This is a genomic window from Amycolatopsis sp. NPDC003865 (genome assembly GCF_053605345.1).
Genome location: NZ_JBSGJA010000009.1, coordinates 1 through 23,641 on the forward strand (window position 1 = coordinate 1; position 23,641 = coordinate 23,641).

The window sequence follows — 23,641 nt, forward strand, 5'->3', positions numbered from 1 at the left end:
TGCCGGTCGGGGTGAGGGGTGCGTTAGCGTGGGTCACGAGGGCCTCCGTTGCTCGGCGTAGATGTCGCAATCCACACCGAACCCGGAGGCCCTCCTTCACGCCAAGATCATCCGATCACGTGTCGCCACGATCGCAACCTCCCCGGACAGAACAGCTAGCGCGTCAGACCACCCGGACCCCGTCCTTCCAGACCTCCCGGATGTTCGAAGCCAGGCCCGGGAAGTCGTACGGGTCCCCGGACACGACGACCAGATCCGCCCGCAGCCCCGGCTCCAGCCGCCCCAGTTCGCCGTCCAGGCCCATCAGCCGCGCCGCCGAGGACGTCGTCGCCTCCAAGACGTCGCCCGGCGTCATCCCGCACGCCGCCATCAACGCCAGTTCTTCCAGGTTCGTCCCGTGCGGGCCCACCCCGCTGTCGGTCCCCATCGCGATCCGGACCCCCGCCGCGTACGCGCGCCGGACCGAATCCCGGTGCACCTCCACGACCTCACGCGCCTTCGCCACGACCGCGGCGGGCAGATCCACGCCCGCGTCCGCCGCGCGGACCACGTTCACCGGGGCGATCAGCGTCGGGACCAGCCACGTCCCGTGGCCCAGCATCAGCTCGATCGCCTCGTCGTCCAGGTAGATGCCGTGCTCGATCGAGCGCACCCCGGCCCGGACCGCGTTCTTGATCCCCGCCGCGCCCTGGGCGTGGGCCATCACCGGGCGGCCCTGCGCCGCCGCCTCGGCGACCAGGACTTCCAGCTCTTCCGGCGTGTACTGCGAGTGCCGCGGGTCGTCGCGCGGGGACAGCACCCCGCCCGTCGTGCACACCTTCAGCACGTCCGCGCCGGCGCGCAGCAGCGTCCTGGCCACCCGGCGCATTTCGTCGGGGCCGTCGGCCGTCGCGTCCGGGCGCCCGGGGTGCGGCACCAGCAGCGGGACACAGATGCTCGAGGGGTTCCAGCTGTCGCCGTGGCCGCCGGTCTGGCTGATCAGCCCGATCGAGATCTGCAGCCGCGGCCCCGGGATCAGCCCGTCGTCCACCGCCTGCTTGATGCCCAGGTCCGCGCCCGAGGCGTCGCGCACCGTCGTGATGCCCAGGCCGAGCGTCGCCCAGAGGTTCCGCGCGGCTTCGTAGAACTGGTAGGAGAACGGCTTCTGCACGCGCGACAGCAGCCCGATGTCCGACACCGTGACGTGCACGTGGCAGTCGAAGAGCCCCGGCAGCAGCACCGCGCCCGAACAGTCGACGCCCTCGTCGCCGTCGAGGTCCGTGCCGACGTCCACGATCCGGCCGTGCTCGACCACGACGTCGGCCGGCGCCGGGTCCGCGCCCGTGCCGTCGAACACCGAGCCGCCGGTGAAAACCGTGCGCGTCACGCCGCCTCCACGAGTGCAGTCTTCCGCGGCGCCACCACCGCGGCCAGGGCGAGCACGACGACGTTGACGCCGAGGCCGATCAGGCCGACGTTGACCGTGCCCGCGAAGTGGGTGTCCACAAAGGTCAGCCAGATGACGACGAGCTCGCCCGCGATCAGCCCGGCGAACACCGGCCCCTTGCCGACCGGCACCCGCCGCAGGAAACCCAGCAGGTTGGCCGGGGCCAGCTGGACCGACCCCGAGTAGGTGAGCAACAGCAGGTTGGCGAGCAGGTCGGGCCGGAAGATGCCGAGCACGAGGGCAAGAGTACTCGCGAGCACAACCGTGCCGTGGTTGATCCAGAACTGCTTACGGCCACTCGAGACGCGGGCTATGTTGCGCGCCACCAGCGACGAGATGCCGATCAGGATCCCGGCCGCCGGGACCATCGCGGTGGCCGTCGCGGCGACCACGATGATGCCGGTCACCCAGGTCGGCAACGCGTCTTTCGACAGCGTCAGCAATACGCCGTTCGGGTCACTCCCCTTGGGCACCACGATGATCGCGGCGAACCCCACGATCATCGGCAGCAGCAGGCACAGCTCGTAGACCGGCATCCAGGTGTAGTTGCGCCGCAGCACCTTCGGGTCACGCGCGGACATCAGCGCCGGCCAGGAGTGCGGCAGCGTCATCAGCCCGACGCCGATCGCGCTGACCAGCATGCTCGTCACGAACCAGACGTGGTCGTTAGCTCCACTGTGGACGATCAGCTTCTCGGGGTGCAGCTGCTCGATCTTGTGGAACACTCCCCCGATCCCGCCGGCGAAGTGCGTCGGCACGGCGATGATCAGCACCACCAGCGCGACCAGCATGATGCCGTCCTTGAAGTAGGACGTCGCCGCGACGCCGCGCAGCCCGGCCCACAGCACGAACGCGACCACCAGCACGCTGCCGGTGACCATGCTCAGCGTGCCGGACGCGCTGTCGCCGGTGACCAGCCGGACGATCAGGCCCAGCCCGGTGATCTGCAGCTGCAGGTAAGGGAGCACGAAGATCACGCCGAGCACCGCCGACAGCGTCCCGAGCGCCCGGCTGGCGTAGCGGTCCTCGAGGAAGTCGCCCTGGGTGAGGTAGCCGCGCTCCTTGCCCATCGTCCAGAGCCGCTTCGCGAGGAAGAACAGCACGACGTAGGCGATCGGCACGTACGGCAGCGCGTACATCGCCGCGACGCCGCCGGAGAACGCGAGACCGGCCATGCCGAGGAAGGTGAAGGTGGTGAACACCTCGCCCGCCTGCAGGAACCACATGGTGAGCGCGCCGAAGCGGCGGCCGCCGACGGTCCACTCGGCCAGGTCGGCGACGGGCTTGCGGCGGCCGAGGAAGCCGAGGACGCCGATCAGGACGATGCCCGCGAGGGTGAAGGCGAGGATCACGACTCGTCCTCCCGTCCGCGCATCAGGCGTTCGGACAGCAGCAGCGCCGGGGTGAACATGAGGCACCAGAACGCGCCCCAGACGATCATCCGCGGCAGCCCGAGCCACAGCCCGGTGGTGTTGACGAACGGCAGGAACGGCATCAGGACCAGCGCGACGACCGGGAGCACCGGGGGCCAGTGGTAGCTGCGCACCCGCGTCACCCCGCCAGGAGCCCGAGCCGGCGGACCGCGAGCTCGGCCAGCAGCGCGGCGCCGTCGCCGAGGACGCTGTCGTCGAAGCGGGCCCGCGGCGAATGGTTGTCCGGCGCGGTTTCCGGATCCGCCGGGCAGGCGCCGAGGAACAGGTACGCGCCGGGAACGCGTTCGAGCACGCGGGAAAAGTCCTCCGAGCCGGTGATCGGATCGGCCATCTCGGTGAACCGCTCTTCCCCGAAGACGTCGCGGATCGTGTCGGCGACGAAGTCGTACGCCGCGGCGTCGTTGACCGTCGCCGGGTACTCCGGCTCGTAGGTGACTTCGATGTCGAGGCCGTGGGCCTGGGCGATGCCGCGGCAGACCTGGACGGCGCGCTCCCCCACCCGCGCGGCGACCTCCGGCGAGAACGACCGCAGCGTCGCCTCGAACCTCGCGTCGTCCGGGATGATGTTGCGCCGGGTGCCGGCGTGGAACTGGCCGACCGTGATCACGACCGGGTCGAAGACGTCGAAGGTGCGCGTCACCATCGTCTGCAGGGCGGTCACCATCTCACAGGCCGCGGGGATCGGGTCGCGGGCGTCGTGCGGCGACGAGCCGTGGCCGCCGTCGCCGAGGACGCGGACCTCGAGCGCCCCCGAGGCCGCCATGAGCGTGCCGGGCCGGGCGGCGAACTGGCCTTTCGCGTAGCTGGCGGCCGAGACGTGCAGGCCGTACGCGGCGTCGACGTGCTTGCCGGACGCCGTCAGGACGCCCTCCTCGATCATGCGGCCGGCGCCGTCCCAGCCTTCTTCGCCGGGCTGGAACATGAACACGACGTCGCCGGCGAGGTCCTCGCGGCGGGCGGCGAGCAGGCGGGCCGCGCCGACCAGTCCCGCGGTGTGCAGGTCGTGGCCGCAGGCGTGCATGGCGCCGTCCAGGGTCGAGCTGAACTCTTCGCCACTGTTTTCGGTCACCGGCAACGCGTCCATGTCGCCGCGCAGCAGGACGGTCCCGCCCGGTTTGCCGCCGCGGAGGACTCCCGTGATCGACGAGAGGTTCTTGCCGAGGCCGAGTTCGAGTGGCAGGCCGTCCAGGGCGGCGAGTACCCGCTCCTGGGTGCGCGGGAGGTGCAGGCCGATTTCGGGGATGCGGTGCAGGTCGCGGCGCAGGGCGACCAGGTCGGCGAGCAGGTCGGCGGCGTCGGAGCGCAGGGTCATCCGCAGATCATGCAAGTGTCGAGCACAATGGCCGCAGAAATTCCCCGAAACCACCACTGCGAGAACCGATGAGCGAAGAATCCGCCATGTTGACCGAGCAAGATCTCAAACTGGTCGACGCGCTGCAGGCGGCGCCGCGGGCGTCGTGGTCGACCCTCGGCCGCGCGCTCGGGCTGAGCGCGGTGACCGCCGCCCGGCACTGGGACAGCCTGGTCGAGCGCGGCGACGCGTGGCTCACGGCGTACGTGGGCGGCGAGCTGAGCGCGCGGCTGGCGCTGGCGTTCGTCGAGATCGACTGCGTGCCGGGCACCGTGCCGGCCGTGGCGGACGCACTGGCCGCGGACCCGCACGTCGTCACGGTCGAGTACGTGGCCGGTCCGTGCGACCTGCTGGCCCACGTCGTCGCGCCGACCCTGCGCGAGCTGGGCGCGCACGTGCTGGACCGGGTGGCGGCGGTGCCCGGGGTCGCGCGGGTGCGGACGGTGCTGTCGCCGCGGATGTTCACCGAGGGCAGCCGGTGGCGGGTGCGGGCGATTTCACCGGGGCAACGGGAGGCGCTGTCGGCGAAGCCGGCGAAGAACCGCGCGCCGCTGCGGTTCGACGACGCCGACCGCGCGCTGGTCCTGGCGCTGGGGGTGGACGCGCGGGCGTCGGCGGCTTCCCTGGCGGCCGAACTCGGGGTGGGGGCGACGACGGTCCGGCGCCGGCTCGACGCGTTGCTGGCCCGGGGCGCGATCCGCGTCCGGTGCGAGATCGCGCGGTCGGTGTCGCCGGCGCCGGTCACGGTGACGCTGTGGCTGCGGGTGCCGCCGGACAAGCTGGAGACGACCGCGCGCTCGCTGGCGATGCTGCCGGAGGTCCGGATGTGCGCGGCGCTGACCGGGGCGGCGAACCTGATGCTGGTGGTGTGGCTGCCTTCGCAGCACGACACCCTGGCGCTGGAGGCGGTGCTGGCGGCGAAGCTGCCGTGGCTGGAGGTGGTCGCCCGGGCGGTGACGCTGCGAAGCGTCAAGCTGATGGGGCGCCTGCTCGACGCGGCGGGGCGTGGGGTGGGCCGGGTGCCGCTGGACTTCTGGGCCGCGGTCCCCGTGCCGGAGCACGGGGACCGCAGCGTGGGCCGGTCCGGGGGATGAGGGGGGTGAGGTGGAGGGAAGCATCCACCGGACCGGGGTTCTGGGGGCCGGCTTCGAGTGCCGGGCTCCGAGGGCCGCGCTGCGCTCGAGTCCGGTGCCGCCGGGAGCGCCGAGGCTTGTCCCGGGCCCGGTGGCCGGAAAGTCCGGAGCGGATCTCGCGCGATCGGCGGCGGGCTTCACGTGCCCGCGGGCGAAACTCTGGTGACCGGCAGCCGGCTCGAAGGGAGGAGTTCCGGCGCGGTGGACTCGGGGGGTGAGGTGGAGGGAAGAACGTCCACCGGCCGGAACTCGCGGGCGGGAACAGCTCCCGCCTTCTTCCTCCTTCGCTGATCCGGCGCACCGGATCGGTGGGGGGTGAGGAATCCCGGCCCGGGGGGACTTGGGGGGGTGAGGTGGAGGGAAGTGTCCACCCGGGCCGGGGCTCGGGGCGCGGGACGGGGGTCCCGCGGTTCTTTCGGGTGGTGCGACCGGCCCGGCGGACCGGGGGGTGAGGTGGAGGGAAGTGTCCGCCGGGCCGGGGTTCGTGGGGCGAGTCAGTACCCGCCGGTCGCGGCGGCCGTCGAGATCGCCGCTTCCGGACGGCGCGACGGGTCCACCTTGCAGCCGTTGGGTTCCACGGCGTACCAGGTGTTCCCGGCGCCGTGACCGGTCGCCTCGCCGGGCGCGCCGTCCTTGGCGTAGGTGTAGACCGGCCAGCCGCCGACCGTGACCTGCTTGCGCCCGTCGGCTCGGGTGAGCTCGCCGACCAGGCCTTCGTCGATCGCCGGGGAGACGGTGATGCGGCCGTCCACCAGCAGCGGTGGCCACGTCTTCGCGCACGCGCCGTCGCAAGTGGACTGTCCGGCACCCCGGTCGTCCCTGGTGAACAAGTAGAGCGTGCGGCCGGCCTGGTCGGTCAGGACCGGGCCGAGACCGGCGATCTCGGTGGCGCCGAGGGTGGTCGCCGCGCCTGCCTTCTCCCCCGCCGGCGTGATCGCCGCCCAGTCCGCGCCGGCGTTGCGGCCGAGCGCCACCCCGGCGCCGGTATCCTTGGCGTAGGTGTACACGGGCCAGCCGGCGACGGTCACCTGCTTCCGCCCGTCGGGCCGGGTGACCACGCCGACGAGCTGCGCGTCCACGCCGGGCGCCGGCTCCGGGGAGTCCGAAAGCAGCGGTGGCCACTTCTGCGCGCAGGCGTCGACGCAGGCGACCCGGGAGGGGTTCGCGGAGTCCTTGGCGTAGCGGTAAAGCGTGTGGCCTTCGGCGTCGGCCAGTACCGTGCCGAGACCCTCCACTGTGGACGTGACCAGCCGGTCTCCGCCACTTCCGGAGGCGACCTGAACCGTGCTCGCCGAGAGCTGCTGCCGCGCGGCCGGCTGGACGGCACCGGTCGTGGCGTACGGGTTGGTCCCGCAGGCCGCGACCAGCGCGAGACCGGCGACGGCGGCCACGGCGGCGGCACTCGGACGAGCACGGTTCATCGGACGTTCTCCCTCCTGGTGTGGAGTGACCGGACGGGTGGAGCTACTCCGCGCAGGCCTTGCCGGAGTTGATGCAGTTGACCAGCCGGCCCATGATCCTGCGGTTCATCACGTTCGCGAAGTCGTCGTGGTCGGACCGCGGGTTGTGCTTCTCCTGGGCGAAGGCGTCCACTTTGTACTGACCCTTCTGCTGGACGTCCTGCGGGATGTCGTACACCAGCGTCACCTGCAGCTGCGGCACGTTCTTGAAGCCCTGCGGGCACTTGCCCTGCTGGTTCGCGAACACGATGTGCGTGCGGTGGTTGGCGCTGTCGGTGTTCTTGCCGTCCCAGCAGTTCGGGAAGGCGTGGATGCGCTCGACCTTGCTGCCGGCCGGGCAGATCGGGTAAAGGTCGGTCAGCCGGTCTTCGAACCCGGTGCAGGTCCAGCTGGGCCGGGCGTTGGCCGGGCCGTTGGTGCTCTGCTTGGCGTCACCGTAGAGGATCTTCAGGCCGAGCGGCATCGCGACGACGTTCTGCGCGCCACCGCCGATGAACTTCAGCGTCGCGGACTCGGGTTCGACGATCTCGCCGTCGTTGTCGCCGACTTCTTCGTTCGCACCCTGCGGTCCGCCGAGCTCTTCGGCCGGCGGTGCGGCGGCGGAGCTGCTCTGGTTCTGGCCGCCGTTGTTCTTCCCACCGCGACGGCGGTCCTGGCTCTGCTGCTGGTCCTGCTGGTTCTGCCCGTCCTGCTGCTGGGCGTTCTGGTCCTGCCCGTCCTGCTGCTGGGCGTTCTGGTCACCGCCGCGGCCCGCGCCGCCGCCGGTGTTGCGCCGCTTCTGCTGCTGACCGTCCTGGTTCTGCTGGTCCTGCGCGTTCTGGTCCTGGCCGTCCTGCGCGTCCTGGTTCTCCGCGTCCTGCTGGCCCTGCCCGGCGTCTTGCGCGTCCTGGGCGTCCTGGGCGCTCTGGTCCTGCTGGACGTCGCCGGTCTTGCCCTGCTGCTTCTGCTGGGCCTGCTTGTTCTCGTTCTCGTTGGCCGCGTCGTCTTCGCGGTCGATGCGGATCACCGGCCAGAAGTACGCCGACTTGTCACCGTTCTTGCAGGTGGTGCCACCGGCGAGGAGGCTCTTGAGGCTCGAATCGGCGTCGGTGGTCACGTTGCCGACGTAGTCGTGCAGGTGCTGAGCACCGTTCTTGATCCCCGGCTGCGCGATGAAGTTGTCGGGGTTGTGGTGCGCGCCGTCGGCGTTCGTTCCACAGTCGACGGTGAAGGAGCCCTTCGCGCCCTTCTTCTGCAAGGCCGCGTTGACGTTGTTGCCGGCGGGAACCTTGTTGATGTCGATGAAGAACGACGGGTCCGCGGGGTCCGCGCTGGCCTCGCCCGTGCGGCCCGCGGTGACCGCGACGGCGAGTGCGCCGACGGCGATCGCCAGGCCGATCGCACCCATCGCGATCTTGGTTCGGCGGGCGACGCGATGCTTGCCCGTCACGGGGGACCGAGAATTCCGGGCCATAGACTAGTTCACCTCGTTCGTTATTCCGGGCACGCCGAACACCGCGGTGGCCCGGGCAAGAACTCCGTTGGTTTGAGGTCGAGATCGCTCGGAACCCGGGGGATGCTTGCGGTTCCGGCTGTCGGGATGCATCGGGGGATGCATTGGGGGATACGGACGCCGGCGCGGTGAGGTTCAAAAGCGACCAGCCCGTTATCTGTTCGTTATCAAGCGAAACGCAACCGGGAACCATTGACCCAGGTCAAAGCGGTGCACGGGAAAAAAAGAAGGTGGTGAACCGCGGCGCGCACTCGGCCGTGGTTCAGACCAGAAGGAGAAAAAGAGTCAGCGCTGCACGACGACGAGCACCGTGCCGTCGTCCCCGCGGACCTCGAAGCGGCTGATCTGCTCGACCGCGAGCGAGGTGGATCCCTGCAGCCGCAACGGGTCCGGCGAGCCCGGGATGCCGAACCCCTTGGGCGGCACCGACCAGCCGGACACGACGCGGTCGTCGCCGGTCGTCGAGATGGCGACCAGCTGGCACTTGAGCGGTCCGACGATGCCGCGCAGCTCGAGGTCGACGCGGCTGCCCCACTCCACCGGCGACACCGTGACGACGGCGCTCACGGCCGACCCGCCGCTGCCGCGGCCGTAGGTCTGGCCGCCGCCGGGCTGGCTCGGCCCGCCGGTGGACGGTGGCGGCACGGACGTCGCCAGGACGCTCGTCGCGGGCGGGACCTGCTTGCTGGTGGGCGCGGCCAGGGATGCGGGCGGGACGGCGTCGGCCGGGCGCACCGCGAGGGTCACCAGCGGACCCGCGATCACCGCGGCCGCGGCCGCGGCGCCGGCCAGGATGCCGATCCGCTTGCGGCGGCGGCGCTTGACGGCGGCCTCTTCCATCAGGCCGCGCAGGACGCGGGGCCCGGGGGCGAGGGTGCGCGGGCCGGGCGCCGGCATCGGCGGCTCCGGCCAGCTGCGCTTGACCATGTCGAGGACGTCCGGCAGCTGGTAGAGCTCGATCAGGTCGAGCTGGCAGTGCGGGCAGTTCATCAGATGGGCTTCGAACTGGGTGCTCTCGGCCTCGCTGAGGACGCCGAGCACGTACGCGGCGACGTCGGTGTGTGCGGACCCGGCCACCCTCAGTTCACCCCCGCTCCCGCAGAGCCCGGCGCAGGGCGCGGACGGCGTGGTGGATGCGGGACTTGATGGTGCCCGGGGGCACGCCGAGGGTCGCCGCGACCTCGTTCACGGTGCGATCGCGCAGGTAGGTCTGCTGGATGGCTTCCCGCTGCTCGGGGGAAAGGCCCTGCAGCGCCTCGTAGACGATCATCGCGGCGAGCGTCCGGTCCGACTCGTCGGACACCGCGATCGCGTCGGATTCGATCTCTTCGAGCTCCTGGGGCCGGACACTGCGGCTGCGCCACCCGTCGATGACGGTGCGCCGGGCGACGGTGAACAACCACGCGCGCAGCATCTCCGGCTGGCGGTCGAGCTTGTCCGCGTTCCGCCACGCCTTGATCAGGGTCTCCTGCACGACGTCCTCGGCCCACTGCCGGTCGTGGCCGGTCAGGCGCAGCGCGAACGCCATGAGGGACCCGCCGAACTCCTGGTAGAGCGCCTTCGCCAAGTCATCGGAGGCGTCGTTGGGCTCGACAACGACTTCCTGATCTTGAACGGGTCTCAGCGCTCGGGTGTGCCGTCCCACGCGGGACATCCTGGTGGTCCGAAGGGCGTACGTCCAGTACCAAACGGTCCCGAAACTTTTTTGAACCGTTTCCGGACCGTGTCCGTATCCCCTACCGAAGACCCCGACAAGGCGTTGTCCCCCGCAACGCTCCGCATCCACTCCGGACCGAATGTCCACTGTGGATCCTTCGCGCGCATTTTCGCCTCACCCCAGGCTACTGCGCGTAGTCATGCCCTCGGAGGAGCAGTGATACGCATTCCCCGTACGGTGGTCCCCGCCGCCGTGTGCCTCACCGCACTCGCCCTGCTCACCGCCTGTACCGCCGGCGCGGCCACCACCTCGGGCGGCTACGCCGCCGGTGGCGGCGCCGGGATGCAGATGCCCGGTATGCAGCAGCAGGCCCCGATGACGATCGCGATGCCGCAACCGATCACGGCCAACCCGAACGATCCGATGAAGAGCCAGCTCAGGGCCGCGAAGACGTTCGACCTCGGCCTCATGCTCGTCGACGGGACCGGGTACACGATCTACCGCTACGACCGCGACACCACGAACCCGCCCCGCTCGAACTGCAACGACGCGTGCGCGACCAAGTGGATCCCGGTCAAGGCCGGCGGTCCCGCGCCGATCGACGTCGACGACTCGCTGATCGGCCGGATCGACCGCGACGACGGCACCCAGCAGGCCACGCTCGCCGGCTGGCCGCTCTACCACTTCGTCGGCGACAGCGAACCGGCCGACACGTCCGGCCAGGGCGCCGACGAGGCCTGGTACCCGATCGCGCCGAACGGCACCAAGATCACGCTGACCCAGGACCAGTGGAGGCAAAATGCTTTCGGCATCTGAGCTCGTGGGGCTGGAGTCCCCCGCCGAGCGCTCCCGCCCGCTGGTCCGGATCCTGTTCGTGCTGGTCGCGGTGCTGACGCTGCTCGCGTCGGTGTCCCCCGCCTCGATCGCCCAGACCACCGCCGTCTCCCCCGAAGACGCGGTGCTGCTGACCAAGGTCCGCCAGGCGGGCCTGTGGGAGATGCCCTCGGGCATGATGGCGATGCAGAAGGGCAGCCCGAAGGTCCAGGCGGTCGGGTTCGCGATCATGATGGACCACGGCCGGCTCGACGTCGCCACGCGCGCGCTGTCGCAGAAGCTGAACTCGCCGGTCCCCGACCAGCCCTCGGCCGAGCAGATGGGCTGGCTGGCCGAAGAGATGGCCGCCCCCGCCGGGGCGTCGTTCGACAGCGTCTTCGCCAACCGCCTGCGCGCGGCGCACGGCCAGGTCTTCGCGATCCTGGCGCAGCTGCGCGCCGGCACCCGCAATGACGACGTCCGGGCGTTCGCGACCGTCGGCAACCAGGCCGTCATGCGGCACATGACGATGCTCGAGAGCACCGGCATGGTCGACTACACCGCCCTGCCCGCACCGGCCGTCTCCACCACGGCCGCGCCCGTCGGGCAGCCGCTCGGCCTCGACACGTCCCAGATCGCCGTGGTGGGAGCGCTGTTCCTCCTGGTCGGCGGCGGCCTGTTCTACGTGCTGCGCCAGATCAAGGGCAACCGCGGCCGGGCCAAGGCGACGCGCCGGCCGGCCACCGTCAGAACCGGGGGCAGCCATGGTTGAGACCTGGCACGACGCGACGATCTTCCTCACCCAGCAGTTCCAGCCGAAGACCGACCCGGCGGCCCGCGGTCTCGCGGCCTTCGCCGCCCGGGCGTCCTACGCGGCGATGATGCTGACGCTCACCTGGGGGGTGCTCACCGCCACCGGCTGGGTGCGCTCGGTCACCGGCCGCAAGGCACTGCGCAGCTCCCACATGGTGCTGGCCACCGGCACGCTGATCTTCGGCGGCATCCACGCGCTGGGCTTCTTCTACCTGACGGTCCAGCCGTACAGCCTGCAGTACCTGTTCCTCCCCTTCCTGTCGGGCCAGGAGACCCGGCACAGCATCGGCATCGTCGGCTTCGAGGTCATGCTCGCCATCGCGCTCACCGCCGGCCTGCAGCGGTTCACCTCCTACCGCCGCTGGCTGTGGCTGCACCGCTGCGCGTACCCGGCGGTCGCGCTCACCGCGCTGCACGCGTGGTTCGGCTCGATCGCCAACGGCCACCTCGCGGTCGTCTGGCTGGGTGGCATCACGCTGCTCGTCCCGGCGGTCACGGTGTCGCTGCTGCGGTTCATGCCCGCGCGGACCCTGGAACGCATCGGACTCGTGGAAGAGCAGGTGGCCTGAGATGCCTTTCCGTCTGCCCGGTAGCGGGCCCCGGATCAGCGTCGACAACGACCGGTGCGAGCTCTACGGCATCTGCGCCATGGAGGCGCCGGACGTGTTCGACCTCGGCCAGGACGGCCGCCTGCGCTTCCACACGCGGCTGCTGGACGAAACCACCATGGAACAGGCGAAGATGGCCGCTCGCTGCTGCCCGATGCAGGCGGTCGTGATGAGAGGGGACCTCGATGGCTGACGGCGACCGGATCGTCATCGTCGGCGCGGGCGTCGCCGGGCTGCGTGCCGCGGAACGCCTGCGGGAACAGAACTTCGACGGCGAGATCGTCCTGATCGGCGACGAAGCGCGGCGGCCCTACCACCGCCCGATGGTCTCCAAGGCACTCGTGATGGGGACCGAACGGCCCAGCGACGTGGGCCTTTCGCACTACCTGCCCGACCTCGACGTGCACTGGCGCCTCGGCGCGCGCGTGACGCACCTGGACACCACCGAGCGGGTCGTGCACCTGCCCGGCGGCGAATCCCTCTGGTACGACGGCCTGATCGCCGCGACCGGCGTCTACCCGCGGCACCTGCCCGGGGCGCCGCGGCACGACCCGCGCGTGCGGATCCTGCGCACGGTCGAGGATTCGATGGCCGTGCGGCGCTGCCTCAACGCCAGCAAGAAGCCGGCCGTCGTGATCGGCGCCGGCCTGATCGGCAACGAGTTCGCCGCGAGCATGCGGCACATCGGCCGGGACGTCACCCTGGTCGGCCACGCGAAGGCGCCGCTGCACCGCTTCGGCGACCGCGTCTCCAGCGGCATCGTCGAGGCGCACCACGAGCACCGCGCGAAGCTGGCGATGAAGAGCGAAGTGCGGCACTGGATCAGCACGAAGGACACCGTCGGGCTGCACCTGACGAACAACCAGCTGCTGGTCGCCAGCGTCGTCGTGCTCGCCATCGGCAGCGTCCCGTCGGTCGACTGGATGCGCGGCTCCGGCCTCGACATCAGCGACGGCGTGCTCTGCGACGCGAAGCTGTTCGCCGAGGGCGCCTCCGACGTCGTCATCGCCGGCGACATCGCGCGCTGGCCGAACCTGCGCTTCGACGAGACCCCGCGGCGGGTCGAGCACTGGATCAACGCCGTCGAGTCGGCCCGGCACGCGGCGGACAACCTGCTGATGGGCCAGTCGAGCGCGAAGCCGTTCACCCCGCTCCCCCGCGCGTGGTCGACGCTGTACGACACGCGGCTGCAGATGTGCGGGATGCCGTCGCTGGCCGAGGACACCGTGTCACTGGCCGACGGCATCACCGGCTTCATCCGCGACGGGCGGCTCGTCGGCATCTCCGCGTGGGACAAGCCGCGCGCGATGCTCGACTGGATGGCCGAGCTCGACCGCCGGCTGCCCGCGCCCGACTACGTGCCGGAGCCGGAGCCCGCTCCCGCCCCGGAGGTCGCGGAGGTCCCCACGGTCGAACCGGCGGTCGCCGCGCTGGCGGCCGACGTCCCGACGGAGTTCGACAGCGGCTTCGACCACCAGGCTTTCGAGCGCGAGTTCGAAAGCGAGTTCGCCAACGACATTCCCACGACGGCGTTCCCCGCGCTGGCGGCCCCGCCCACCACGGCGTTCGCCGCGCAGCCCGGGGCCGCGGCGCCGCCGACCATGGCCATCCCGATGGGGAGGTAGAGAAAAGCCGGGACGTGGCTGCGCGCGGCGGCCATCGTCCCCTCGCCGGTCACCACGCCCCCTCCGCGGCTGGGCGGTGTGGTGACCGGCCCCCACTGTGACACCCGAGGCTCCGCCTCGGGCCGGGGCTCCGCCACCCGGAGCCCCCGAAAGGAAGCCGTCCCCCTGCCCGCCTCGCGTCTGTAGTGGACAGAGCGCCCGGCGGGCCAGGAGAGGGCCATCCCGAGGGAACCCGACGCCCCCGGGGTGGCCTTCTTCCGGCGCACCGGGCGGGGGCCCGGGGTCGAGCGCCGCGGCGGTCCGCCGCCACGGCGTGCACGTCCGTACCGGCCCTTCCCGGGGGAAGGGTATGCCGCCGGGAAAGGCCGGTACGGGCGAAAGTCGGGTTCGGGGTTGCACCGGCGAAGGCCGTCTCGAGGGAAACGGGAGCCCTCGAGGCGGCCTTCACCTCGTCCGCCGCCGGGACTACGCCACGACCAGCGCGCCGAGCACCAGGACCGCCGCGCCGGCCACGCGCAGCCCGGTGTCCGCGCCCGCGACGAACGCCGTGACGGCGTCGGATCCGCGGCTCGTCGCGGACATGACCGTGCCGATGACGGCGACGCCGAGCGCGCTGCCGAACTCGCGGGTGGTGGCCTGCAGCCCGGTGCCGACGCCGGCCTGCTCGGGCGGCAGCGAACCGGTGATGACGCCCGACAGCGTCGGCAAGGCGAGCGTCACGCCGATGCCGGTCACCACCAGCCACGCCGCGTAGACCGCGTACGGCGTTTGAGCGTCGCTTGTGGACAGTCCGAGCAGGCCGCCGCCGACGAACGCGAAGGCGAGCGCGACCGTGGCGTCCAGGCCGATCCGCCGGGTCAGCCCGCCGGTGTGGCGGCCGCCGAGGATGATCGGAACGGTCAGCGGGACGATGCCGAGCCCGGTGCCCAGCACGCTGAACCCCTTGGCGTACTGCAGGAACGACGCGTTGACGTAGAACAGCGCGAACATGCCGAAGAACACCGTCGTCAGGCCGAGGCAGGCACTGCGCAGGCCCGGGATCCGGAACAGCCGCGGGTCCAGCAGCGGGTGCCCGGCCTTCAGTTCACGGAGCGTCCAGGCCGTGAACAGCACGGCGGCACCGCCGAACCCGGTCACGACGACCGCGCTCCCCCACCCCGCCTCCGGCCCCTGGACGATCCCCACGAGCAGGGCCACCGAGGCGCCGACGAGCAGCAGCGCGGCGACGGGGTCGAGCCGGCGGTCGTGGCGCGACGACACCGGGGCGACCCGCGCCACCAGCGCGGCTCCGGCCAGCGCGATCGGCACGGCGGCGGCGAACAGCCAGCGCCACGACCCGGACGTCAGGACCAGCCCGCCGCCGACGTTGCCGAGGACGCCGCCGATGCCGGTCATCGACGCCCAGGTGGCGACGGTCGCGGCCTTCTTCTCCGGCGGCACGGCGTGCAGGAGGACGGCGAGCGAGTTGGGCAGCACCGCGGCGGCCCCGACGCCGGTGAGCGCGCGGCCGGCGAGCAGGACGACGGCGTCCGGGGCCAGCGCCGACAGCAGCGCGCCGGCGGCGAACAGCCCGAGCCCGGCCAGCAGCACGCCCTTGCGGCCGTAGCGGTCGCCCGCGGCGCCGCCGGGGATGACCAGGCAGGCGAACACGATGACGTAGGTGTCGACGATCCAGACCAGCGTGGCCGCCGACGGGTGCAGCCCGCTCGCGGCGAGCATCGGGACGGCGAGGTTGACCGCCGCGACCATGCCGACGACGAGGGCGACGCAGGCGCACATCAGCGTCAGCAGGCCGCCGGTTCGTTGCTTGAGGTGCATGGGACCGACGGTAGAAATCGGGGGCCGTGTCGTGCCACGCAACTTCGGCAAAGGTGGTTTGCGTACGCTGCAACCATGGCGGACCAGCTGGACCTGAACCTGCTGCGGGTGTTCGACGCCCTGCTGCGGGAAGGGAGCGTGACGGCGGCGGCCGAGCGCCTCCACCTGTCCATCCCGGCGGCGAGCCGCGCGCTGGGCCGGCTGCGGCGGGCGATGGGCGACCCGATCCTGGTGCGCGCCGGGCGCGGGATGGCGCCGACACCGTTCGCGCTCCGCACGGCACCACGGGTGCGGTCGCTGCTGGAGGAGGCGGCGTCCCTGGTCAACGTGGACTTCTCGGTCGCCGGTCTCGAGCGCACGTTCACGATCCGCATCAACGACGGCGTGGCGGCGACCCTGGCGACGGCGGCGGTCGAGGCCACGGCGGCGGCCGCCCCGGGCGTCACGCTGCGGTTCGTCGCGGAGGGCACCGAAAGCACGGAGGCGCTGCGCGACGGCTCGATCGACCTCGACATCGGCGCGGGCGAGGTCCCGGCACCGGACATCAGGACGGCGGTGCTGTACCGCGAGCGGCTGGTCGGCATCGTCCGCGCGGACAGCCCGCTGGGCCGCCGTCCCACACTGGCGCAGCTGTGCCGCCACCCGCACGTGTCGGCCTCCCGCCGCGGCCGGGCCCGCGGGCCACTGGACGAGGTCTTGGCGGCGGCGGGCCTGCAGCGGCACGTGGCGGCGGTGGTCCCGACGTCGGCGCTGGCGTTGCTGCTGGTGGCGTCGAGCGCGCACGTCGGGCTGGTCCCGGAGCGCCTGGCCGAGCAGCACGGCCCGGCGCTGGGACTGCGCCGGTTCCCGATCCCGGCGGAGCTGCCGGAGGTGGAGGTGGGCCTGTTCTGGCACGCCCGCCTCGACGCGGACCCGGCCCAGCGCTGGCTGCGCGACACGCTCCGCGACGCGCTCCGCTGACCCCAGCGCCCCAATGGGGGCGCTCTTGCCGAAGCGTGCCGCGGTGGCCGTCCGGTGTGGCACGATCGGTCCGTGAGCAGCACGTCCCCCGCCGAGCAGTACCTGCGCGACCTCGCGCTGCTGCGCCGCGTCAAGGACCGGATCGACCGGGAGTACGCCCAGCCGCTCGACGTCGAGGCGCTCGCCAAGGGCGCCGGCATGTCCGCCGGGCACCTCAGCCGCCAGTTCCGGAAAGCCTACGGAGAGTCACCGTATTCGTACCTCATGACGCGGCGGATCGAACGCGCGATGGCGCTGCTGCGCAAGGGCGAGCTGAGCGTCACCGAAGTCTGCTTCACCGTCGGCTTCTCGTCGCTGGGCACCTTCAGCACCCGGTTCGCCGAGCTGGTCGGCGTGCCGCCGAGCGTCTACCGCGAAGAGCAGGCCGCGGCCACCGTCGGCATGCCGCCGTGCGTGGCCAAACAGGTCACCAGACCGATCAGGAATCGAGAAGCGCGGCCCTCGGCGGCCACCTAGGGTGACGACCATGGACGTCACCATTCACTCGAGCTTCCTCCCGCACACCGACCCGGAAGCCTCCCTCGCCTTCTACCGCGACCTGCTCGGCTTCGAGGTCCGGATGAACGTCAAGTACGGCGACCTGGCGTGGATCACCGTGGGTCCGCCGAACCAGCCCGACACCGCGATCGTGCTGGCGCCGGCGACCGCGACGCCCGGCCTCACCGACGACGAGCGCCGCACCATCAACGAAATGATGGCCAAGGGCACCTACGCCGGCATCAACCTCGCCACCAAGGACCTCGACGCCCTCTTCGCGAAGCTCGAAGCGGGCAACGCCGAGGTCGTCCAGGAGCCGGTCGAGCAGCCCTATGGCGTCCGCGACTGCTCCTTCCGCGACCCCGCCGGGAACCTCCTGCGCATCCAGGAACTCCGCTGACCGAGGTCGCGGCCCGCTCCTACCGCCAGGTCCTCGCCGACCGGCGCGTGGCCGGGCTGCTGCTGGGGGACCTGCTGGCAGGAGTCGGCACCGGCATGATCATCGTCGCGATGCCCGTGCAGACGCTGTCCCTACACGGGAGCGTCCCGAAGGCGATCGCGATCGGGCTGGTGGAGGCCGCGCCGTTCGTGCTGTCGACCGTCCTCGCGCTGGCCATCGGGCTGGGGCGGGTGCGCGTCCCGCCGCGCGCCCTGCTGGTCGCCGACTGCGTGCTGCGGTCGCTCACCTTCGCCGCGCTCGGCGTCCTGGCCGTCACCGGGCGGCTCACGCTGCCCGTCCTGATCATCGGCCTGCTCTTCGGCGCGACGGGCAAGCTGGCCGGGTCGAGCAGCCGCCGCCTCCTGGCGACGTCGGCGGCGGGCGAAGCCGGGCGGTTCTCCGTCAACGGCCTGCTCGGCCTGAACACCACGTTCGCGCTCTACATCGCCGGGCCGGTGCTGGGCGGGCTGGTCGTGGCGACGGCGGGCGCGGGGTACGCGCTCTTCTTCGACGCGGCCGGCGCGCTGGTCCTGCTGGCGGCCACCCTCCTCTTCGTCCCTCGCGCGGGCGGGGACCGGGACGCCCTGCGCGAGCCGAAGACGTCCGGCTGGCGGATCCTGCGGCGCCGCCCGGTGGCCGCGCGGCTGCTGGTCGTCGAGTTCTTCTTCAACTTCCTCTACATGCCCATCGAGGTGGCGCTCCCGCTGTACGTGAGCGGGACGCTGCACGCCGGCGCGTCCGGCCTGGGGTTGCTGTGGGGCGCGCTCGGGGTCGGCGCGTTCCTCGGTGCCGCGCTGGTCAACCAGCTGCGGAACCTGCCGCAGCGGCCGCTGCTGGTCGCGATCATCGGCCTGTGGGCGCTGTGCCCGATCGGGCTCGCGGTCACCGGCGACCTCACGCTCGCGCTGGTCGTCTTCGGCCTGGGCGGCCTGGTGTACGCGCCGTTCACGCCGGTCGCCTACAGCTTCCTGCAGTCCGGGCTGGCCCCGGGCGAACAACAACAAGTCGTCACGCTGTGGACGACCGGCGCCACCGTGGCCGCGCCCCTGGGCCTGGCCCTCGGCGGCCCGCTCATCGAACTGGCCGGCAACACCGGCGGGCTCGTGCTGTCCGGCGTGCTGACCCTGCTGCTGCTCCCGATCGCGGCCCGGGCGGTGCTCGACCGCACGTCGAAAGGGGAACCGACATGTGTCTCGGCCTGACCGCCGCCGCGCGCGAGCACTTCCGCGAACTGGTGCTGCTGCGCCGCGTCCGCGACCGCATCGGCCGCGAAGCGGCCTTCGACCTCGAAGCGCTCGCCCGCGACACCGGCCTGACCACCGCGCAGTTCGTCGACCGGTTCCGGCGGGCCTACGGCGCGACCCCGCACGACTACCAGCGGTCCGCTCACGCCGTCCGCACCCTCACCTCCGAACGAGCGCTGGAGACCCGATGACCAAGCACGTCGCCGACAGCCACGACCTGATCCGCGTCCACGGCGCGCGCGTGAACAACCTCAAGGACGTCCACGTCGAACTGCCGAAAAGACGGCTGACGGTGTTCACCGGGGTTTCCGGCTCCGGCAAGAGCTCGCTGGTGTTCGCCACGATCGCCGCGGAGTCGCAGCGGCTGATCAACGAGACCTACAGCACGTTCGTGCAGGGGTTCATGCCGACGCTGGCCCGGCCCGACGTCGACGTCCTCGACGGGATCACCACCGCGATCATCGTCGACCAGGAGCGGATGGGCGCCAACCCGCACTCGACGGTCGGCACGGCCACGGACGCGAACGCGATGCTGCGCATCCTCTTCAGCAGGCTCGGGCAGCCGCACATCGGTTCGCCGCAGGCGTTTTCGTTCAACGTCGCCTCGATCAGCGGCGCGGGCGCGGTCACCATCGAGAAGGCCGGGCGGCAGATCAAGGAGCGGCGCAGCTTCAGCATCACCGGCGGCATGTGCCCGCGCTGCGAGGGCCGCGGCAAGGTCAACGACATCGACCTGACCGCCCTGTTCGACGAGAACAAGTCGCTCAACGAGGGCGCGATCACCATCCCCGGCTACAGCATGGAGGGCTGGTACGGCCGCATCTTCCGCGGCTCCGGCTTCTTCGACCCGGACAAGCCGATCAAGAAGTACACCAAGAAGCAGTTCAACGACCTGGTGTACAAGGAACCGACCAAGATCAAGGTCGAGGGCATCAACCTGACCTACTCGGGGCTGGTGCCGGCGATCCAGAAGTCCTTCCTGTCCAAGGACGTCGACTCGATGCAGCCGCACATCCGCGCGTTCGTCGAGCGGGCGGTGACGTTCCAGACCTGCCCGGACTGCGACGGCACGCGCCTGTCGCCCGAAGCCCGGTCGTCGAAGATCGACGGGATCAGCATCGCCGACGCGTGCGCGATGCAGATCAGCGACCTCGCCGCGTGGGTGGGGAAGCTGGCCGAGCCGTCGGTCGCGCCGCTGCTGGACGCGCTGAAGCACACGCTGGACTCGTTCGTCGAGATCGGCCTCGGCTACCTTTCCCTCGACCGTCCATCCGGGACGCTCTCGGGCGGGGAGGCCCAGCGCACCAAGATGATCCGGCACCTGGGCTCGTCGCTCACCGACGTCACCTACGTGTTCGACGAGCCGACGATCGGCCTGCACCCGCACGACATCCGGCGCATGAACGACCTGCTGCTGCAGCTGCGGGACAAGGGCAACACGGTGCTGGTCGTCGAGCACAAGCCGGAGGCGATCGCGATCGCCGACCACGTCGTCGACCTCGGGCCGCGCGCCGGCACCGAAGGCGGCGAAATCGTCTTCGAGGGCACGGTGGCCGGTCTGCGCAAGAGCAGGACGCTGACCGGGCGGCACCTCGACGACCGCGCGTCGCTGAAGTCGTCCGTCCGCTCGCCGTCGGGCTTCCTCGAGGTGCGCGGGGCTTCGACGCACAACCTGCAGGACGTCGACGTCGACATCCCGCTCGGCGTGCTGGTGGTGGTGACCGGGGTGGCGGGGTCGGGCAAGAGCTCGCTGATCCACGGCTCGGTGTCCGGCGGCGAGGGCGTGGTGACGGTGGACCAGACCGGGATCCGCGGTTCGCGCCGCAGCAACCCGGCGACGTACACCGGGTTGCTGGAGCCGATCCGCAAGGCGTTCGCCAAGGCCAACGGCGTCAAGCCGGCGCTGTTCAGCGCGAACTCCGAGGGCGCGTGCCCGAACTGCAACGGCGCCGGCGTGATCTACACCGACCTGGGGATCATGGCCGGCACGGCGACGCCGTGCGAGGTGTGCGAGGGCAAGCGGTTCAACGCGGAGGTCCTGGAGTACACCTTCGGCGGCCGCGACATCAGCGAGGTGCTGGGGATGTCGGTGGCTTCGGCGCTCACGTTCTTCTCGTCCGGTGACGCGGCAGTGCCGGCGGCGCACAAGATCCTGACGCACCTGTCCGACGTCGGCCTGGGCTACCTGACGCTCGGCCAGCCGCTCACGACGCTGTCGGGCGGCGAGCGGCAGCGGATCAAGCTGGCGACGCACATGGCGGAGAAGGGCGGGGTGTACGTCCTCGACGAGCCGACGGCGGGCCTGCACCTGGCCGACGTGGAGCAGCTGCTGGGCCTGCTGGACCGGCTGGTGGAGTCGGGCAAGTCGGTGATCGTGATCGAGCACCACCAGGCGGTGATGGCCCACGCGGACTGGATCATCGACCTGGGCCCGGGAGCGGGCCACGACGGCGGCCGGGTGGTGTTCGAGGGGACACCGGCCCAGCTGGTGAAGGCACGCAAGAAGACGCTGACCGGCGAGCACCTCGCGGAGTACGTCGGGTAGCGGATCGGGGTGCGCCGACGATGGGGTTCACGTGCTGACCTCGATGTGGCAGACGGTACGCCGCGGACTCCGGCCGCTGGCCGCGGCCCTCGTGGCGGCGCTCCTGGGCGTCGCCCTGCTGTCCGGGTGGGCGAACGGCGTCGACTGGCCCGCGTCGGGACGGTGGGTGGGAGCCCACCTCCCGGCGCTGGCGTTTTTCGCCGTGGCCTTCGCCTTCGCGGTCTTGGGCGCCGCCCGGATGGTGCGGACGGGCGGGTGGCGGGCGCGACCCCGCCCGATCGGGCTGAGCTGGTGGGTCGTCGTGCTGGCGGCCGCGATCGTCCTCATCGCCGTGACCGGCGCGACCGGATGGCTGCTCGCGGAGGCCGACCACGCCGTGGACCGCGGAGCCGCCCGGGTCGACGCTATCAAGACCGGCTTGGGCGTCGGCGCCGGAACGGCGGGCATCTTCGCGCTGCTCCTCGCGGTCCGGCGCCAGATCCACCAGGAGCACACGGCGGCGGACACGATCCTCGACGCCACCGAAAAGCGCGTCACGGAGCTCTACACCAAAGCGGCCGACCAGCTCGGTTCCGGCAACGCCGCCGTCCGGCTCGCGGGCCTGTACGCGCTCGCCAGGCTCGCCGACAACCACCCCGACCAGGACGAGACGGTGCTGAACGTGATCTGCGCCTACCTGCGGATGCCGCACGGCGGGCCCGCGCCGGACGAGGCCCCGGAAGCACCGGATCGGCGCGAAAGCGAACTCCAGGAGGCGCAGGTACGACTGACCGCACAACGCATCCTGGGCGATCACATCAACCTCCTGTTGCGCGGGAGGGGGAGGGTCTGGACCGGAATCGTCGACCTGACCGGCGCTCACGTACCCGGAATCGATCTCGACTTCGCAGACCTCAGTGCCGCGCGCTTGGACGGCGCCACCTTGACTCGCGCTTCCTTGGACCACGCCGATCTCGTCGGCGCGTCACTTGTCGAGGCTGACCTTTCCCACGCCGATCTCACCGGCGCCGATCTCGACGGCGCCGACTTGACGGATGCGAACCTCGCGCACGCGAACCTCGATCGTGCCAACCTCACCGACGCGAAACTCGCGCGCGCCGACTTCACGGGCGCCCGGCTCCCGGACGGGATGGAGTTCCGCGACGGCCGCATCGTGTGGATGTGACCCGCCCATACCAGAGTCCGCGGTAGGGCGGGCCCCCGCAAATTCCCTGGTGCCGTCCGGGTTCCGGGCGGGCCCCCTACCGCGAAGACTCGGGTGGGTGACCACCACAGAGATCAGCACCGGCAGCGACTTCGCCCGGCTGAGCCACCGCATCTCCGCCGCCGGCCTGATGGTGCGCCGGCCCGGCTACTACACCGTCCGGTTCGCCGTCGTCGGCGGGCTGTTCGCCGCCGGCTGGGTCGCCTTCGCGCTGCTCGGGAACTCGTGGTGGCAGCTGGCCGTCGCCGCGTTCCAGGCCGTCATGTTCGCGCAGATCGCCCTGCTCTCGCACGACCTCGCGCACAAGCAGGTCTTCCGCCGCCGGCGGCCCACCGAGATCGCCGGGATGCTCGCCGGCAACCTCGGCATCGGGATGAGCTACGGCTGGTGGATGGACAAGCACACCCGCCACCACGCCAACCCGAACCACGAGGAGCTCGACCCGGACGTCGATCCCGACATCCTCGTGTGGTCGAAGGACCAGGCCCGCAATGCGAGCGGCGTCGCCCGGTTCGTCGGGCGGTACCAGGCCTTCCTGTTCTTCCCGCTGCTGACGCTCGAAGGCCTGAACCTGCACTGGTCCGCGATCCGCGCGGTGCGCAAGCCGGGCCTGCGCCGCCGCGGCGTCGAAGCCGCGCTGCTCGCCGTGCACTTCACCGTCTACCTCACGGCGTTGTTCACCCTCCTCTCCCCCGGCCTGGCGTTGCTGTTCTTCGCCGTCCACCAGGGACTCTGGGGTGTCTACATGGGATCGATCTTCGCGCCCAACCACAAGGGCATGCCGACGCTGACCGGGCGCCCCGAGCTCGACTTCCTCCGCAAGCAGGTCCTCACCTCCCGCAACGTGCGCGGCGGCGTCGTCACCGACGTGGCCCTCGGCGGCCTCAACTACCAGATCGAGCACCACCTGTTCCCGAGCATGCCGTCGCCGCACCTGCGGCGGGCGCAGCCGATCGTCCAGGCCTACTGCGCCGAGCTGGGGATCCCCTACCTGCAGACGAGCCTCGTCGAGTCCTACCGGCAGGCCCTCACCCACCTGCATGAAGCTGGGGCACCTCTCAGGAACCGTTCGTAGACTCGGGG

The 23,641-nt window shown here is 71.5% G+C and carries 23 protein-coding genes; 14 read left to right on the forward strand and 9 right to left on the reverse strand.

What is annotated here, in order from left to right:
• Positions 1–163 precede the first annotated feature (163 nt).
• From ACWEVP_RS21615 to ACWEVP_RS21630, 4 genes are read right to left on the reverse strand one after another with little or no spacing between them, the layout of a single operon-like run.
• Positions 164–1,366 carry an amidohydrolase family protein gene (locus ACWEVP_RS21615; RefSeq protein ID WP_452064363.1) on the reverse strand — a complete coding sequence of 401 codons (1,203 nt, stop codon included), beginning with the start codon at positions 1,364–1,366 and terminating at the stop codon, positions 164–166.
• Complete coding sequence (locus ACWEVP_RS21620; protein WP_452064364.1) at positions 1,363–2,778, reverse strand: sodium:solute symporter family protein; 1,416 nt, start codon at positions 2,776–2,778, stop codon at positions 1,363–1,365. Before ACWEVP_RS21620 ends, ACWEVP_RS21615 begins: the two co-directional genes overlap by 4 nt.
• On the reverse strand, positions 2,775–2,972 hold the full coding sequence (locus tag ACWEVP_RS21625) for a hypothetical protein (protein ID WP_436388260.1): 198 nt from the start codon (positions 2,970–2,972) through the stop codon (positions 2,775–2,777). The genes ACWEVP_RS21620 and ACWEVP_RS21625 overlap by 4 nt, the downstream gene beginning before the upstream one ends.
• A 5-nt stretch (positions 2,973–2,977) precedes the next feature.
• On the reverse strand, positions 2,978–4,171 hold the full coding sequence (locus ACWEVP_RS21630; RefSeq protein ID WP_452064365.1) for a M20 metallopeptidase family protein: 1,194 nt from the start codon (positions 4,169–4,171) through the stop codon (positions 2,978–2,980).
• Between the two features lie 86 nt (positions 4,172–4,257).
• Here ACWEVP_RS21630 and ACWEVP_RS21635 point away from each other — a divergent pair, with 86 nt between their 5' ends.
• Positions 4,258–5,304, forward strand: a complete 1,047-nt coding sequence (locus ACWEVP_RS21635) for an Lrp/AsnC family transcriptional regulator (RefSeq protein WP_452064366.1) — start codon at positions 4,258–4,260, stop codon at positions 5,302–5,304.
• A 533-nt stretch (positions 5,305–5,837) separates the two neighbouring features.
• Here the strand turns inward: ACWEVP_RS21635 and ACWEVP_RS21640 are convergent.
• From ACWEVP_RS21640 to ACWEVP_RS21655, 4 genes are all read right to left on the reverse strand, one after another.
• Positions 5,838–6,764 (reverse strand): SCO0930 family lipoprotein, encoded by a 927-nt coding sequence (locus ACWEVP_RS21640; RefSeq protein ID WP_452064367.1) that lies wholly within the window; start codon positions 6,762–6,764, stop codon positions 5,838–5,840.
• A gap of 43 nt (positions 6,765–6,807) precedes the next feature.
• Positions 6,808–8,256, reverse strand: coding sequence for a DUF1996 domain-containing protein (locus ACWEVP_RS21645; protein ID WP_452064368.1), 1,449 nt, complete (start codon positions 8,254–8,256; stop codon positions 6,808–6,810).
• Between the two features lie 324 nt (positions 8,257–8,580).
• Positions 8,581–9,372: a zf-HC2 domain-containing protein gene (locus ACWEVP_RS21650; protein WP_452064369.1), complete on the reverse strand. Its 792-nt coding sequence runs from the start codon at positions 9,370–9,372 to the stop codon at positions 8,581–8,583.
• A gap of 7 nt (positions 9,373–9,379) precedes the next feature.
• Positions 9,380–9,940, reverse strand: coding sequence for a sigma-70 family RNA polymerase sigma factor (locus ACWEVP_RS21655; RefSeq protein ID WP_400880671.1), 561 nt, complete (start codon positions 9,938–9,940; stop codon positions 9,380–9,382).
• 264 nt (positions 9,941–10,204) lie between these two features.
• On the opposite strand from ACWEVP_RS21655, the gene ACWEVP_RS21660 reads away from it, so the two are divergent.
• From ACWEVP_RS21660 to ACWEVP_RS21680, 5 genes are read left to right on the forward strand one after another with little or no spacing between them, the layout of a single operon-like run.
• Positions 10,205–10,768, forward strand: coding sequence for a COG4315 family predicted lipoprotein (locus ACWEVP_RS21660; protein WP_452064370.1), 564 nt, complete (start codon positions 10,205–10,207; stop codon positions 10,766–10,768).
• The gene (locus tag ACWEVP_RS21665; protein WP_452064371.1) at positions 10,752–11,537 is read left to right on the forward strand and encodes a DUF4142 domain-containing protein; all 786 of its coding nucleotides are present in this window, start codon (positions 10,752–10,754) and stop codon (positions 11,535–11,537) included. The genes ACWEVP_RS21660 and ACWEVP_RS21665 overlap by 17 nt, the downstream gene beginning before the upstream one ends.
• Complete coding sequence (locus ACWEVP_RS21670) at positions 11,530–12,147, forward strand: ferric reductase-like transmembrane domain-containing protein (protein WP_452064372.1); 618 nt, start codon at positions 11,530–11,532, stop codon at positions 12,145–12,147. Before ACWEVP_RS21665 ends, ACWEVP_RS21670 begins: the two co-directional genes overlap by 8 nt.
• 1 nt (position 12,148) lies before the next feature.
• On the forward strand, positions 12,149–12,379 hold the full coding sequence (locus tag ACWEVP_RS21675; protein WP_086865695.1) for a ferredoxin: 231 nt from the start codon (positions 12,149–12,151) through the stop codon (positions 12,377–12,379).
• Entirely contained in the window at positions 12,372–13,811 is a 1,440-nt protein-coding gene (locus tag ACWEVP_RS21680) for an NAD(P)/FAD-dependent oxidoreductase (RefSeq protein WP_452064373.1), read from the forward strand. The genes ACWEVP_RS21675 and ACWEVP_RS21680 overlap by 8 nt, the downstream gene beginning before the upstream one ends.
• 465 nt (positions 13,812–14,276) lie before the next feature.
• Here ACWEVP_RS21680 and ACWEVP_RS21685 read toward each other — a convergent pair whose 3' ends face one another.
• The gene (locus ACWEVP_RS21685) at positions 14,277–15,590 is read right to left on the reverse strand and encodes an MFS transporter (protein WP_452064682.1); all 1,314 of its coding nucleotides are present in this window, start codon (positions 15,588–15,590) and stop codon (positions 14,277–14,279) included.
• A 114-nt stretch (positions 15,591–15,704) separates the two neighbouring features.
• Here ACWEVP_RS21685 and ACWEVP_RS21690 point away from each other — a divergent pair, with 114 nt between their 5' ends.
• The 8 genes from ACWEVP_RS21690 (at position 15,705) to ACWEVP_RS21725 (ending at position 23,633) form a co-directional block, all read left to right on the forward strand.
• Positions 15,705–16,589 carry a LysR family transcriptional regulator gene (locus ACWEVP_RS21690; protein WP_452064374.1) on the forward strand — a complete coding sequence of 295 codons (885 nt, stop codon included), beginning with the start codon at positions 15,705–15,707 and terminating at the stop codon, positions 16,587–16,589.
• 72 nt (positions 16,590–16,661) lie between these two features.
• Positions 16,662–17,105: a helix-turn-helix transcriptional regulator gene (locus ACWEVP_RS21695; protein WP_452064375.1), complete on the forward strand. Its 444-nt coding sequence runs from the start codon at positions 16,662–16,664 to the stop codon at positions 17,103–17,105.
• A gap of 10 nt (positions 17,106–17,115) precedes the next feature.
• Positions 17,116–17,526 (forward strand): VOC family protein, encoded by a 411-nt coding sequence (locus ACWEVP_RS21700; RefSeq protein ID WP_372668327.1) that lies wholly within the window; start codon positions 17,116–17,118, stop codon positions 17,524–17,526.
• Between the two features lie 47 nt (positions 17,527–17,573).
• Positions 17,574–18,767, forward strand: coding sequence for an MFS transporter (locus ACWEVP_RS21705; protein WP_452064376.1), 1,194 nt, complete (start codon positions 17,574–17,576; stop codon positions 18,765–18,767).
• Positions 18,752–19,000, forward strand: coding sequence for an AraC family transcriptional regulator (locus ACWEVP_RS21710; protein WP_452064377.1), 249 nt, complete (start codon positions 18,752–18,754; stop codon positions 18,998–19,000). Before ACWEVP_RS21705 ends, ACWEVP_RS21710 begins: the two co-directional genes overlap by 16 nt.
• Entirely contained in the window at positions 18,997–21,354 is a 2,358-nt protein-coding gene (locus ACWEVP_RS21715) for an ATP-binding cassette domain-containing protein (protein WP_452064378.1), read from the forward strand. The genes ACWEVP_RS21710 and ACWEVP_RS21715 overlap by 4 nt, the downstream gene beginning before the upstream one ends.
• A gap of 202 nt (positions 21,355–21,556) precedes the next feature.
• Entirely contained in the window at positions 21,557–22,519 is a 963-nt protein-coding gene (locus tag ACWEVP_RS21720) for a pentapeptide repeat-containing protein (protein WP_452064379.1), read from the forward strand.
• A gap of 97 nt (positions 22,520–22,616) precedes the next feature.
• Positions 22,617–23,633 (forward strand): fatty acid desaturase family protein, encoded by a 1,017-nt coding sequence (locus ACWEVP_RS21725; RefSeq protein ID WP_452064380.1) that lies wholly within the window; start codon positions 22,617–22,619, stop codon positions 23,631–23,633.
• The last annotated feature ends 8 nt before the right edge of the window (positions 23,634–23,641 follow it).